Raw genomic sequence first — 12861 nt, forward strand, 5'->3', positions numbered from 1 at the left:
CGCCCAGTCAAGGCAGTGCTGTGTTACGCGCTCGTATGCGGTTTTCGATATGCGGACGACAGGCGGTGCGCGGGGGACAGTTCCACGGTGACGCGCAGCCCGCCGGCCGGGCGCGGGGTGAGGGTGAGGCGGCCGTCGTGCGCCTGGGTGATGGTGCTGGCGATGGCCAGGCCGAGTCCGACGCCGCCGTGGCCGGCGGAGACGCGGTCGGTGCCGCGTCGGAAGGGTTCGGTGAGGGTCGCGGCCAGTTGGGGGGTGATGTGCTCGCCGGTGTTCTCGACCGTGAGCGTCACGGCATCGGAACAGGCATGGGTACGGACCCAGACGCGGCCGCCCTTTGGCAGGTTGTGGACGACCGCGTTGTGCACGAGGTTGGTGGTCAGCTGGAGCAGCAGCGCCGGAGATCCGGTGGTGGGGGCGACATCGCCGCCGGTTTCGAGGGTGACGCCGTGCTGCTCGGCGAAGGGCAGCAGTGTTTCGGTGGCTTCTTCCGCCAGCAGGGACAGGTCGAGGTGTTCGCGGGCGAAGGCCCGCCCCTCGGCGCGGCTGAGCAGGAGCAGGGCCTCGGTGAGGTCGATCGCCCGGGTGTTCACGGTGCGGAGACGTTCGACGAGTTCTCCGGTGACACGGTCAGGATCGGTGTGGGCCACGTCGAGGAGGGATTTCGAGATCGCCAGCGGGGTGCGCAACTCGTGCGAGGCGTTGGCCGCGAACCTCTGCTGTTCGGCGACGTGCGCCTCGACCCGTGCCAGCATCGTGTCGAAGGCGTCGGCGAGTTCGGCGAACTCGTTCTGGCGGCCCGGGAGCCGGATGCGGTGCGAGAGCGATCCCGTGGCGGCCGTGCGGGTGGCGTGGGTGATGCGATCCAGCGGGGCCAGCATCCGGCCTGCGAGGATCCAGCCGCCCACGAGGCCGAACAGGAGCAGGAACACCATGACGGCGGCCGCCACCGGCGCGAAGCCGCGCACGAAGTCGGTGCCCGGAGTCACCCGCCACGCGCCTTCGTCATTGGTCTGCAACCACCCCTCGCGCACCAGGAATGCCCCCACGGCGGCGAGCAGCAGCCCGCCGGCCAGCATCAGGAACCCCGCGTAACTGAGGGTGAGCTTGAAGCGGACACTCAGCCCGGGCGCTCTATCCACGGTGCGGTTCCTCGCGTCCGCCCCGGGGCAGCACGTCGATGCGGTAGCCGACGCCCGGGACGGTGGCGATGATCCAGGGTTCGCCCAGGCGCTTGCGCAGGGCCGAGACGGTGATGCGTACGGCGTTGGTGAACGGGTCGGCGTTTTCGTCCCAGGCCCGTTCGAGGAGTTCTTCGGCGCTGATGACGCCGCCCTCGGCCGCGACGAGGACTTCGAGTACGGCGAATTGTTTTCTGGTCAGTGCGACATAGCGGTCGTCGCGATAAACCTCGCGGCGGAAGGGATCCACACGCAGTCCGGCGATTTCCCGTACCGGGGGCCGGCTGTGGGCCCGCCTGCGGTCGAGTGCTCTGAGCCGCAGGACGAGTTCCTGCATGTCGAAGGGTTTGGTCAGATAGTCGTCGGCGCCGAGTCCGAAGCCGGACGCCTTGTCGTCGATTCGATCGGCGGCGGTGAGCATGACGATCGGCGTTCCGCTGCCCGAGGCCACCATGCGTCTGGCGACCTCGTCCCCGGAAGGGCCGGGAATGTCCCGGTCGAGGACGGCCATGTCGTAGGCGTTCGTGCCCAGCAATTCCAGCGCGGTATTTCCGTCACCCGCGATATCGGCGGAGATCGCCTCCAGACGCAGACCATCACGGATCGCCTCCGCCAGATAGAGCTCGTCCTCCACGATCAGTACACGCATACGATTGATGTTACAAGCCAGCACATATGGTCCTCGTATCGGAAAATTCATACCCGCCGGCAACAGCCCGCCTCCTTGACTGGCGGCATGAACCACTCCTCGCCGTCGGCACCGCCCCGCCGGGCGTCGCGACCGCAGATCTGGACACGCGGGCCGGTGCTCACGGCGCTGGCCCTGCTGCTCGGCCTCTTCCTGCTTCTGCATTCCTGGATCCCCGACCGGCCCGGGGGCCTGGGCAGCCTGGTGGAGACCTTCCTGCCCTGGTTCGGCCTGTTCGTCCCGGTGCTGCTGGCCGGGGCGCTGTGGCGCCGCTCCGCCCCGGCGGTGATCGCGCTGCTGTTGCCCGCCCTGGTGTGGCTGAACCTCTTCGGCGGCCTGCTGGGCGACAGATCCTGGGCCACCGGCGCGGCGGAGGGCCTCACCGTCGTCAGTCACAACGTCGACGCCGACAACCCCGACCCGGCGGCCACCGCCCGCGAGCTGGCCGCCTCCGGAGCGGACATCCTGGCGCTCCAGGAACTGACCGAGCAGGCCAGGGCCGGCTACGAACAGGAGCTGGCCTCCGGCTACCCCTACCACGAGGTCCGGGGCACGGTGGGGCTGTGGAGCAGGCTGCCGCTGTCGGACACCGAGGCCGTGGACATCGGCATGCTCCCGGCCCGGGCGCTGCGCACCACGGTGGCGACGGACCGGGGGCCGCTGGCCGTGTACGTCGCCCATCTGGGGTCGGTACGCGTCGTCCCCGGGAGCGGCTTCCGGACGGGCACCCGGGACGTGGGGGCGCGGGCGCTGGGTGAAGCGGTCACAGCGGAAGGGGTCGAGCGGGTGGTGCTGCTGGGCGATCTGAACGGCACCATGGACGACCGTGCCTTCGGCGCTCTGACCGAGCAGTTGGACTCGGCTCAGGAACAGGCCGGGGCGGGCTTCGGCTTCAGCTGGCCGGCGCGCTTCCCGGTGGTGCGGCCCGACCAGATTCTGGTGCGGGGCGTGGAGACGAGCAGCGCGTGGGTGCTGCCGGCCACCGCGAGCGACCACCGCCCCGTGGCGGCCCATGTCGTCTGGTGAACCCCTCAGGGGGGTACCGGACGTGTCCTGCGACACCACGTCGCCGCACCGCACGCCGGTCGGGCCGGCGGGTTCCGTGGCCGTGCCCGGGTGAGGGTCCCGCCGGTGAGCCGGTGGCCAGGTGTACGGATCACGAGTGTGAACAACGCTCGTGGTCCCTCCACCTGGCTCGGGGAGGGCGAACGCCCCGCCGGGGTGCCGGACCGGTCCGGGGAACGCTGCTGATAGAACTTCCAACAGGCCGCTCCATCGCGGCAGTTGATGTCATCGACGAGGCTCGCGAACCCGAGGGAAGGACAGCAGATCCATGACGGACGACGCCGAGAGCAGTGTGCCGCCCGCCCCGTGCCCGGGCACCCCCCAGGAGTGGCGGGCATATCTGGCCGAGTACAGCGAGTGGTATCTGAGCAGCCTCGACGAGGACGAGCCGGGCGAGGTGACGCAGGAGCAGCTCGACGCGCGCTGGCTCGGGCACGACCCGGCGGACGAGCGGGCGATCGCCGCGGCGGAGGAGCGCCTCGGGGTGGCGCTGCCGCCGAGTCTGCGATCCTTCCTGCTCACCAGTGACGGCTGGGGGCGCGTGGCGGAATGGATCGACGCGCTGCGTCCGTGCGCCGAGTTCGCGTGGTTCCGCGACGAACACACGGGCTGGGTGAGCGAGGACGGTGGCGAGGAGGAGGACGTCTTCCGGTACGGCCTCCAAATCACCCGGGGTGAGGATGTCTTCCTGCTGGACACCAGCGATGTCCTGGAGAACGGCGAGTACCGGGCCTACCTCCTCGCGGTGAAGTACGGCGAGCTGTCGGACCCCTGCGACAGCTTCAGCGAACTGCTCACTGTGGGCCGGGAGGAGATCCAGGAACTCATGGACTAGCGGCCCGCGTCACCGGGTCGGCGGGCGGGTCCGGGGTCAGGGTCCCCCTTGCGGCGTCCAGGGTGGCCGGGACGCCGAGGGGGATCGTCCAGGGCTGGGGGCCGTGACCGAAGCCCAGTTCCTCCACCACCGGCACGCCGAGCGGCACCAGCCGGTCCGCCAGGACGGCACGGACCTCCTCGTACGGGCCGCACTCCCGCCAGGAGCCGAGGGCGATGCCGGCCACCCCGTCCAGCCAGCCGGCGTTCAGGAGTTGGGTCAGCGCCCGGTCCAGCCGGTAGGGCTCCTCGCCGGTGTCCTCCAGCAGCAGGATGCCGCCGGCCGCCGAGGGTCTGACGTAAGGGGTGCCGATCCCGGACGCCAGCAGGCTCGCGCACCCTCCCAGCGTGATCCCGCGCGCGGTCCCGGGGACCAGGGCACGGGCCGCCGGGGAGCCGATCGGTCGGGGGTCGTGCGGGGTGAACAGGGCGCGGCGCAGGCGCTCCTGGGCCACCGCGTCGTCGGTGAACGCCGCGGTGCCCGGCATCGGGCCGTGCCAGGCGGGTACGCCCAGGCGGAGCGCGAACGCCTCGTGCAGTGCGGTGATGTCGCTGTAGCCGAGCAGGATCTTCGGCGCTGCGGCGGCCAGCGCGTCCCAGTCGAGCAGGGGCAGCAGCCGCTGGGTGCCGTAGCCGCCCCTGGCGCAGATCACCGCCGCGTTGTCCGGGTCGCACCAGGCCCACTCGAGGTCACGGGCCCGGTGGGCGTCGGCGGCGGACAGGTGGGGCAGGGGGGCCGGGCCGCCGTCCAGGGCGGAGGGGGCGATACGGACCATCAGTCCCCAGCCGCGCAGGATCTCGGTGCCCGCCATGAGGACGTCCCGTTCCACCGGGCCCGCCGGGGCCACCACCGTGACCGTGTCACCGGGGCGCAGCGCCGGGATCACCGGCGCAGTTCCAGCAGCGGCGCGTCCGGTCGGGTGATGCCGAAGGCGTCCAGGTACAGGGCCAGTTCGGACTCGATGGCGGTCACGATGGTGTTGGCGCGGCGGAAGCCGTGGCCCTCGCCCTCGAAGGTGAGGTAGGCGTGCGGCACGGCGGGCCCGGGGCGCTGGGCGAGCGCGGCCAGCAGCCGGTCGGCCTGCTCGGGCGGGCAGATCACGTCGTCCAGTCCCTGCAGCAGCAGGAACGGTACGGTGATCCGCTCGGCGTGGTGCACCGGCGAGCGGTCGTGGTAGCGCTCGGGGACCTCGTCGTAGGGGCCGATCAGTGAGTCGAGGTAGCGGGATTCGAAGTCGTGGGTGCCCGCCCCCGTCCAGCTCGTCAGGTCGAGGATCGGGTAGCTGATGGTGCCGCAGCGGTAAAGACCGGCGGTGCCGGTGTCGGTGAGGGAGGCGGCGGCGGTCCAGCCGCCGGCGCTGCCGCCCCGGATGGCGAGCCGGTGCGGGTCGGCGGTGCCCTCGGCGGCGAGTCCGCGGGCGACGGCGGCGCAGTCCTCGACGTCGACCACGCCCCACTGTTCGCGCAGCCGCTCGCGGTAGGCGCGGCCGAAGCCGGTGGAGCCGCCGTAGTTGACCTCGGCGACGCCGATGCCGCGCGAGGTGAAGTAGGCGATCTCCAGGTCGAGGACGACGGGGGCGCGGGAGGTGGGGCCGCCGTGCGCCCAGATGACGTACGGCGGCAGTTCGTCCTGCGGCTGCGGGACGGCGGCCAGCGGATGGGCGGGCGGGTAGACGGTGGCGTGGATCTCCCGCCCGTCCGGGCCGGTGAAGGTACGGGCGGCCGGCTGCGGGTAGTAGGCGGGGTCGACGGGGTCGTGGTGGCGTTCGGCGAGCACCCTGGTGCGTCCGGTGGCGGTGTCCAGTTGCACGATCTCCCAGCCGGTGTGCGCTCCGGCGGCGATGCCGGTGACCCGGCTGCCCTGTACGGCCAGTCCGGGCGCCCATTCGCCGTGGCTGCCGGGGGCGTCGGCGAGTTCACCGGTGGCGGGGTCCAGGATGCCCAGCCGCAGCCCGCCGCGCCCGTGCAGGACGGCGACCAGCCCGCCGTCCAGCGGCGCGAACCAGCGCCAGCCGATGCGCCACAGCCCTTCGGCGAACTCCTCCTGGCGGGCGCACAGCGGCACGGCGGTGCCGGAGTCGGGGTCGACGCGGTGCGGGTTCCACCAGCCAGTGCGGTCGGTGGTGGCCAGCAGGGTGCCGTCCGGGGCCCATTCGGCCTGGGCGATGGCCTCGTCGGGGCCGCCGGCCAGGGTGCGCGCCCCGGTCAGGCGGCCGTCCTCGCCCAGGTCGGCGATCAGCAGTTCGGTGCCTTCCCAGGGCATCCGGGGGTGGTCCCAGGCCAGCCACACGGCGCGGCGTCCGTCCGGGGAGGGCCGGGGGGTGGTGACGAACCGGTGGGCGGCGGGGGTGAGTTCGCGCAGCGCGTCCGGGTCCTGGGCGGCGGATCCGTCCAGCGGTACGGCGACGGCCACGCGCCGTACGGTGCCCGCCCGGTGCTCTTCCAGGACGGCCCACACCTCGCCGCGCCCGGGGCGCGGGAGCAGGTCGCACCAGCGCAGCTCGCGGTCGGCGGTGGAGGGCGGGGTGAGCGCGCGCGGCGCCGGGCCGCCGGGGGCGTCGGGTTCGACGGCGTGGATCCGCTGGTCGCCGTGGTCGGTGAAGACCACCAGCGGGCCGCCGGCCGGGCGGGCGATGCCCGCCCAGGGATGGCCGCCGTACTCGATGACGCGGTTGCGGACGTTCCACGGCGCGGGCAGGACCGTTTCGGCCACGCCGTCCCCGTCCGGGCGCAGCCGCACCAGGGCGCGGCGGCCGCCCTCGGCGGGGCGGGGCGCCGTCCACCACAGTTCCTCGCCGACCGCGCCCAGGAACTCGGGCTTGCCGTCGTGGGCGGCGACCAGGGCGGCGTCGATCGGCGAGGGCCAGGTTCCGTAGCGGTCGTGCGCCATCAGCTGCCTCCAGGGCGGTGTCGGTGGGGTCTTCACCAGCTCACCCGGGGATCGTTCCACGACCTCGGCCGGTGCTCCAGGCACCGGCCGGGTGTGTTTCGCCCGGAGTGGGCGCGGGACGACGGGCGTGCGGCGGAGGCGAGTTGGGGCCCGGGCCCGTCAGGTCAGGCTCCGGGGCCCGCGGCGAGGCCGGCCCGCAGCAGCTGGAGGTAGGCGTCGGTGGCCGCCGGGCGGCGCTCCTCGGGGTGCTCGCTGATGGCGTGGATCAGCCCGCAGAACAGTTTCAGCAGGTTCTCGCCGGTCAGCGCCGGGGCCGGGTCGATCCGTCCGAGCAACTGTGTCGCCCTGGCGGCCAGTTCTCCCTTGGCCTCGCGCAGCGAGTCCGTTTCGTCGGTGAGGGTGATCAGGACGGTGAACAGGCCCGGCCTGGCGAGCGCGGCGGCCAGCGCGGAGCGCAGGAACTCCTCCAGCGCCCGGTGCGGGTCGGATTCGGTCCCGGCCTCCTCGGCGAGCCGGATGAGGTCGCGGGCGGAGACCTCCAGGACGGCTTCGAGCATCGCCCGCTGGGTGGGGAAGAGCCGGTAGACGGTCCCGACGCCGACCCCGGAGCGGCGGGCGAGTTCGTTCAGGGTCAGGTCGGTCTCCCCGGCGGCGATCGCGCGGTGCGCCTCGTCGAAGATCCGCTGTCTGTTCCGCGCCGCGTCGGCCCGCATGTGTCTCCCCTCGCTCCAGCAAGTGGATAGGTTATCAACTTTACTGCTACGGTGAAGTGGATAGCTTATCCACTTCACCTCATGGAGCAGCCATGACCGTTGTGTTCGTGCACGGAGTGCCCGAGACGCCCGCCCTGTGGAACGCCCTGCGCAACCACCTCGACCGGCCCAGCACGGCCCTGCGCCTGCCCGGCTTCGGCAGCCCGCGCCCGGCCGGGCCACGGGGCAAGGAGGCGTACGCCTCCTGGCTGGCCGACGAGCTGCGTGCCATCGGCGGCCCCATCGACCTGGTGGGCCACGACTGGGGGTCGCACCTGACCATGCGGGTCGTCTCGGCCCACGACGTGCCGGTGCGCAGCTGGGTCGCCGACGTCGCGCACGGCTGGCACCCCGACTACCAGTGGCACGAGGCGGGCGCGCTGTGGCAGCGCAGCCCGGAGGGCGAGGAGTCACTGGCCGGACTGCGGGAGTCGGCCTCCGGCAGCGGGCACACCTTCGGCGACCTGCTCCAGCCCCGGGGCATGACACCGGAGCTGGGCAAGGAGGTCGACGCGATCCACGACGAGGAGATGAGCGCCGCCGTCCTGGACCTCTACCGCTCGGCGTGGCCCAACTTCGCCGCCGACTGGGGCAAGGACTTCGACCGTCCCGCCGCCGCGCCCGGCATGGTCCTGGTACCGACCGGGGACCCCATGGCACGGCCGGCCATGGACGCCGAGGTGGCGCGGCCCCTGGGGGCCCGGGTGGTCGAGCTGGAGGGCCTGACCCACTACTGGATGCTCCAGGACCCCGGGCGCGGCGCCCGTGTACTGCGCGAGTTCTGGGACGGCCTCGGCGGGTGACCCGCCGCCCCTCCCCCGCCGCGGGCCGGACATGGCGGGGGAGGAGGACCGGGAACGGGCACCGGCCCGCCCGCGCCTACAGGGCCAGCAGCGTACGGTCCAGAACGCGGGTGCCGAAGTGCAGCGCGTCGACGGGGACCCGCTCGTCCACGCCGTGGAACATCGCCTGGTAGTCGAAGCCCTCGGGCAGCCGCAGCGGCATGAAGCCGTAGCCCTGGATGCCCAGCCGGGCGAACTGCTTGGCGTCGGTTCCGCCGTACATGCAGTACGGGATGACGTGCGCGCCGGGGTCGAAGTGCTGGAGTGCTTCACGCATGACGGCGAACGCGGGCGTGTCCACCGGGGCCTCCAGGGGCGGCTCGTGGTGGTAGAAGTCCCAGTCCACGTCGGGTCCCGTGAGCTTGTCGAGGGTGGCCGCGAACTCCTCCTCGGTGCCCGGCAGCAGCCGCCCGTCGATGTGGGCGGTGGCCGATCCGGGGATCACGTTCACCTTGTAACCGGCGTCCAGCATGGTGGGGTTGGTGCTGTTGCGCAGCGCGCCGGCCACCAGCGTGCCGGCCCGGCCCAGCTCGGCGACCAGGCGTTCGACGGCGGCGTCGTCGTCGAGGTCGGGCAGCGGCAGCCCGTACAGCGCCGCGAGTTCGGCGAGCGCGGCGCGCACCGTCGCGCTCAGGCGCAGCGGCCAGCGGTGTTCGCCGATGCGCGTGACGGCGGCGGTGAGCCGGGAGACGGCGTTCTCGTGATTGATGCGCGAGCCGTGCCCGGCCCGGCCGGCGGCGGTGAGCCGCAGCCAGCCGGTGCCGCGCTCGCCGGCCGCGACCGGGTAGATGCGGCGGCCGTCGCCCGGGTGGAAGGTGTACGCGCCGGACTCGCTCAGGCCGATGGTGCAACCGTCGAAGAGCTCGGGGCGGTGGTCGGCGAGGAAGCCGGAACCGACATCGGCCGAGTCCTCCTCGTCGGCGGTGAAGGCGAGCACGACATCGCGGCGCGGACGGACGCCCGCGCGGGCCCAGGCCCGTACGGTGGCCAGCACCATGGCGTCGGCGTCCTTCATGTCGACGGCCCCGCGGCCCCACACGACGCCGTCCCTGATCTCCCCGGAGAAGGGGTGGACGGACCACTCGGTGGGGTCGGCGGGCACCACGTCCAGGTGACCGTGGACCAGGACCGCGTCGGCGGACGGGTCGGTGCCCTCGATGCGGGCCACCACATTGGTGCGCCCCGGGGCCTTCTCCAGCAGTATCGGGTCGATCCCGGCCTCGGTCAGCCGCTCGGCGACGTATTCGGCCGCCGGGCGCTCATGGCCGTCGCCCTGCCCCCGGTTGGTGGTGTCGATCCTGATCAGGTCGCTGGTGAAGGTGACGGCCTCCTCCAGCGCGATCTGGTCGATGTGGTGCGAGGCGCCGGGGGTGTGCGGGGCGCGGGGGGCGCGTGGTGCGTGCGGTGCCTGTGGGTGGTGCTCAGCCATACCATTCCTCAACTGCGTTGGATACCAGCGTGGTCAGCGCCTTGAAGCAGCGGATGCCCTCGTACATGGTGGGGGCGGTGTAGCCGACCCGGCGCGGCCCGATCCGCTCCACGCCGGGGATGAAGGTGGCGGCCCCGGCCAGCTGTTCGGCGTCGAACTCCACCTCGATCGTCCGGTCCCTGGGCGGGGCCGGGTCGTGCCGGTGCGCCAGCACGGCGCCGCGCGCGGCGGCCGTCCGGATGTCGGCGGCGGTGCGGGCGGGGGTACGGCAGATCGCGGCGTACCGCGAGACGTGGTCCTTGACGGCGACGGCGGGCGCCCGCGGGGCGTACCCCTGGGCGTCGACGCAGGTGAGGTCATCGCCGGTGACCAGCACCACGGGGGTGCCGTACTCGGCGACGATCAGGGAGTTGAGCAGGCCCTCGCTGGCGCGCACCCCGTCGACGAAGACGCCGGTGATGCAGCTGCCGAGGTAGGTGTGGGCGAGTACGCCCTCGGCGCCGGCGGCGCAGTGGTAGCCGACGAACGCGATGCCGTCGACATCGCCGCGCTGGACGCCCTCGACCATGCCCAGTTCCTTGTGGCGGCCGGTGAGCAGGACGGCGCGGTCATCGAGCTGCTCGACCAGGAGGTTGCGCATGGTCATGTGCGCCTCGTTGACGATGACCTCGTCGGCGCCGCCGTCGAAGAACCCGGCGACGGCCGCGTTCACATCGGAGGTGAAGACCGGCCGGAACCGCTGCCACTCGGGCCGCCCGGGCAGACAGTCGGCGGGCCAGGTGACGCCGGTGGCCCCCTCCATGTCGGCGGAGATCAAGATCTTCATGCCGCGTCAGGCTACGCGGTCGCCCTGTCCGGGGGAAGGCACTTTCACGCGACCGGCCCGCGATGGCGCCCGACCGGCGCAGGGGAGGGAGAGGGCCCGGGGACGAGACGCCGGCGCGGTGGGGTGGAGGTACGGCGGTGCGGCGCGGGACGCCCCGGCCGGGGGCCCGGGGCCCGGGGCCTGCCGGCCGAGCTCCAGGACGGGGCGCTCCAGGCCGAGAGGCGTTCGACGATGACGCCGCTCTCCAGCGGGACCGTACCGGGCGTGGTCTCCGGCGGGCCGGGGGCGAGGTCCTGGGCGCGGGCGACGCCGGTGTGCCGGGGGGCGCGGGGCCCGCGCCGGCACTCGACGAGTGATCACGAACACATGTTCGATTGCGCGGCCGTTCGCCGCGCACGATGCGCTGCCTGTGGTTAGCGTGGAAGAGGAGGATTATCTCGATTTTGCACGCCCATACTTCCTTGTGGAGGCGGTACCGATGGCGGAATTCCCCGAAGGAGCACCGATCTGGGCCGATTGCGTGGTGAACGATCTCGGCGCGGGAAAGACCTTTTACCGGGAGATGTTCGGCTGGGACTTCATGAGCGCGGGTCCGGATTACGGCGGATACACGATGGCCACCCTGGACGGGAAGCCGGTGGCCGCACTCATGCCCCCGATGCCGGGCCAGGAGCTGACCCCGACCTGGACGCTGTACTTCGCCACCTCCGATGTGCAGGCGACCGCCGGGCGCATCCGGGAGAACGGCGGCACGCTGCTGATGGAGCCGATGAGCGTCGGTGAATTCGGCCGGATGCTGATCGCCCAGAGCCCGGACGGGCTCACCTTCGGCTGCTGGCAGCCCGGCACCCACGAGGGCTTCGGCCTGATGGGCCAGGAGGGCTCGGTGTGCTGGAGCGAGGTGGTGACCCGGGACGCGGCGGCGTTCGACACGTTCTTCAGCGCGGTCTTCCCGGTGGAGATGCACGCGGTGGGCGATCCCGCGTCCTTCGACTACAAGACCGTGCGGGCGGCGGGCGAGTCGGTGGCGGGGCGGATGCCCATGCCCAGCGGCACGCCGGCCGGCAGCGAGACGTACGCGCGGCTGTACTTCGGCGTCGACCACTGCGACGACGCGGCGGCCACGGCGGAGAAGCTCGGCGGCCAGGTCGTCAGCGAGCCGCAGGACAGCCCGTTCGGCCGGTGGGCCGAGTGCGCGGACGACAACGGCGCGCGGTTTACGGTGATCGACATGTCGACCACGAAGGGCGAGAAGCCCGCGATGTGAGCCGGGCCGGTACGGCACGCGCACGCCCTGCCGCACGGACGGCGGAACGGACCAGCGGAAAGGCGGTGGTGGGATGACCAGAGCGAAGCGTCCACGCCCGCCGGAGCCGGACTACCCGGTGTATGTGGGCTCCTTCGGCGACGACCACCGCTACCGGCTGGTCTGGCTGCGCGGGATCGGCTGGGAGCCGTTGTCCGAGGAGGAGTTCGAGCCGCGTATCCGGCAGGTCTTCCCCGACATCGACCTGGAGGACCCGGAGCAGGTGCACTGGGCCGACCACCCCCAGGAGTGGCCGGCCTGGCACCCGGGCGCCGCGTAGGGCGCCCGCGCGGGGCGCGGCCGGGCGCTTCCGGCCGGGGCGGGCGCGGACCGTCGGACGGAACCGGGGGCAGCGGGACAGGTCACAGCGCGCGGGGCGCACCGCGCGCCCCGCACACGGTCGCCGCCCGCCTGGCCGGCGGGCGGCGCGGTCGCGTGGCGGCGACCACTGGCTACTTGCCGCCGGTCTCCACTTCCTTGGCCAGATTGGCCAGGATCTGCTCGTAGAAGCCGTTCAGGCCACGCGGCGCGAAGATCCGCTCGAAGAACCCGCCGATGCCGGGCGCCCCGTCCCAGGTGCTGCGGATCGTCACGCTGGAGGTGTTCTTCACCGAACCGGGAACAGCGGTGAAGGTGGTGACCAGGGTGGAGTTGCGGTCCGTCTCCACCACGGTGTGATCGTCCGGCTCGGTGACCTCCATCAGGCACTCCCGGACCCGTTTGGCCGTGGCGTGCAGCCGGAAGAAGACCACCGTCCCCTCACCGTCGCCCCCCTCCCGGACCTCGTAGTCGGTGAACTGCTCGGGAAGCAGCCGGGGGTGCACCTCCCGGTAGTCCGCGATCGCGTCCAGCACATCGTCCGGCTCCGCATTGATCTCACGCTGAGTAACCACTTCAACCTGCGCCACTGCAATCCTCCTGGCGATCTACGGACTTGGCGGCAAGCCAACCATCTGGGCGGCCCTCCCCCAAAATCCGCGCTTGACAGACCGGAATCGAACCGGTGTTC

General features: G+C 72.5%; 13 protein-coding genes. 5 read left to right on the top strand and 8 right to left on the bottom strand.

Features of this window, described 5'->3' with window-relative positions; all coding sequences use genetic code 11:
• Positions 1-23 precede the first annotated feature (23 nt).
• Entirely contained in the window at positions 24-1142 is a 1119-nt protein-coding gene (locus H7827_RS03650) for a sensor histidine kinase (RefSeq protein WP_432742623.1), read from the bottom strand.
• Entirely contained in the window at positions 1135-1830 is a 696-nt protein-coding gene (locus H7827_RS03655; protein WP_432742625.1) for a response regulator transcription factor, read from the bottom strand. Before H7827_RS03655 ends, H7827_RS03650 begins: the two co-directional genes overlap by 8 nt.
• 87 nt (positions 1831-1917) lie before the next feature.
• Between H7827_RS03655 and H7827_RS03660 the strand changes: the two genes are divergently transcribed.
• Both H7827_RS03660 and H7827_RS03665 read left to right on the top strand, forming a co-directional pair.
• The gene (locus tag H7827_RS03660) at positions 1918-2895 is read left to right on the top strand and encodes an endonuclease/exonuclease/phosphatase family protein (RefSeq protein ID WP_432742627.1); all 978 of its coding nucleotides are present in this window, start codon (positions 1918-1920) and stop codon (positions 2893-2895) included.
• A 307-nt stretch (positions 2896-3202) separates the two neighbouring features.
• Complete coding sequence (locus H7827_RS03665; protein ID WP_432742629.1) at positions 3203-3769, top strand: SMI1/KNR4 family protein; 567 nt, start codon at positions 3203-3205, stop codon at positions 3767-3769.
• Here H7827_RS03665 and H7827_RS03670 read toward each other — a convergent pair.
• The 3 genes from H7827_RS03670 to H7827_RS03680 all read right to left on the bottom strand — a co-directional run bounded on the left by H7827_RS03670 (position 3759) and on the right by H7827_RS03680 (position 7410).
• Entirely contained in the window at positions 3759-4694 is a 936-nt protein-coding gene (locus H7827_RS03670) for a S66 peptidase family protein (RefSeq protein ID WP_432742631.1), read from the bottom strand. The two genes, H7827_RS03665 and H7827_RS03670, sit on opposite strands and share 11 nt — an antisense overlap.
• Complete coding sequence (locus H7827_RS03675; protein WP_432742633.1) at positions 4691-6697, bottom strand: prolyl oligopeptidase family serine peptidase; 2007 nt, start codon at positions 6695-6697, stop codon at positions 4691-4693. Before H7827_RS03675 ends, H7827_RS03670 begins: the two co-directional genes overlap by 4 nt.
• Before the next feature lie 164 nt (positions 6698-6861).
• A complete protein-coding gene (locus tag H7827_RS03680; protein WP_432742635.1) occupies positions 6862-7410 on the bottom strand; it encodes a TetR/AcrR family transcriptional regulator in 549 nt (182 codons plus the stop codon).
• A gap of 92 nt (positions 7411-7502) precedes the next feature.
• On the opposite strand from H7827_RS03680, the gene H7827_RS03685 reads away from it, so the two are divergent.
• The gene (locus H7827_RS03685; protein WP_432742637.1) at positions 7503-8252 is read left to right on the top strand and encodes an alpha/beta fold hydrolase; all 750 of its coding nucleotides are present in this window, start codon (positions 7503-7505) and stop codon (positions 8250-8252) included.
• Between the two features lie 76 nt (positions 8253-8328).
• Here H7827_RS03685 and H7827_RS03690 read toward each other — a convergent pair whose 3' ends face one another.
• Both H7827_RS03690 and H7827_RS03695 read right to left on the bottom strand, forming a co-directional pair.
• Entirely contained in the window at positions 8329-9720 is a 1392-nt protein-coding gene (locus H7827_RS03690) for a M20/M25/M40 family metallo-hydrolase (protein WP_432742639.1), read from the bottom strand.
• Positions 9713-10546, bottom strand: a complete 834-nt coding sequence (locus H7827_RS03695; RefSeq protein WP_432742641.1) for a M55 family metallopeptidase — start codon at positions 10544-10546, stop codon at positions 9713-9715. The genes H7827_RS03690 and H7827_RS03695 overlap by 8 nt, the downstream gene beginning before the upstream one ends.
• 478 nt (positions 10547-11024) lie before the next feature.
• Between H7827_RS03695 and H7827_RS03700 the strand changes: the two genes are divergently transcribed.
• Positions 11025-11813 (top strand): VOC family protein, encoded by a 789-nt coding sequence (locus H7827_RS03700; protein ID WP_432742643.1) that lies wholly within the window; start codon positions 11025-11027, stop codon positions 11811-11813.
• A 73-nt stretch (positions 11814-11886) separates the two neighbouring features.
• Positions 11887-12132, top strand: a complete 246-nt coding sequence (locus tag H7827_RS03705) for a hypothetical protein (RefSeq protein ID WP_046725089.1) — start codon at positions 11887-11889, stop codon at positions 12130-12132.
• A 172-nt stretch (positions 12133-12304) separates the two neighbouring features.
• On the opposite strand, the gene H7827_RS03710 is transcribed toward H7827_RS03705, so the two are convergent.
• The gene (locus tag H7827_RS03710) at positions 12305-12760 is read right to left on the bottom strand and encodes an SRPBCC family protein (RefSeq protein WP_432742645.1); all 456 of its coding nucleotides are present in this window, start codon (positions 12758-12760) and stop codon (positions 12305-12307) included.
• Positions 12761-12861: the final 101 nt, after the last annotated feature.

This window comes from Streptomyces sp. JH002 (genome assembly GCF_050916115.1).
Lineage (GTDB): Bacteria > Actinomycetota > Actinomycetes > Streptomycetales > Streptomycetaceae > Streptomyces > Streptomyces xiamenensis.

Coding starts and splice junctions, on each gene's coding strand:
- H7827_RS03675 (WP_432742633.1), bottom strand. CDS start 6,697: ATGGCGCACGACCGCTACGGAACCTGGCCCTCGCCGATCGACGCCGCC.
- H7827_RS03655 (WP_432742625.1), bottom strand. CDS start 1,830: ATGCGTGTACTGATCGTGGAGGACGAGCTCTATCTGGCGGAGGCGATC.
- H7827_RS03695 (WP_432742641.1), bottom strand. CDS start 10,546: ATGAAGATCTTGATCTCCGCCGACATGGAGGGGGCCACCGGCGTCACC.
- H7827_RS03660 (WP_432742627.1), top strand. CDS start 1,918: ATGAACCACTCCTCGCCGTCGGCACCGCCCCGCCGGGCGTCGCGACCG.
- H7827_RS03685 (WP_432742637.1), top strand. CDS start 7,503: ATGACCGTTGTGTTCGTGCACGGAGTGCCCGAGACGCCCGCCCTGTGG.
- H7827_RS03690 (WP_432742639.1), bottom strand. CDS start 9,720: ATGGCTGAGCACCACCCACAGGCACCGCACGCACCACGCGCCCCCCGC.
- H7827_RS03700 (WP_432742643.1), top strand. CDS start 11,025: ATGGCGGAATTCCCCGAAGGAGCACCGATCTGGGCCGATTGCGTGGTG.
- H7827_RS03680 (WP_432742635.1), bottom strand. CDS start 7,410: ATGCGGGCCGACGCGGCGCGGAACAGACAGCGGATCTTCGACGAGGCG.
- H7827_RS03705 (WP_046725089.1), top strand. CDS start 11,887: ATGACCAGAGCGAAGCGTCCACGCCCGCCGGAGCCGGACTACCCGGTG.
- H7827_RS03665 (WP_432742629.1), top strand. CDS start 3,203: ATGACGGACGACGCCGAGAGCAGTGTGCCGCCCGCCCCGTGCCCGGGC.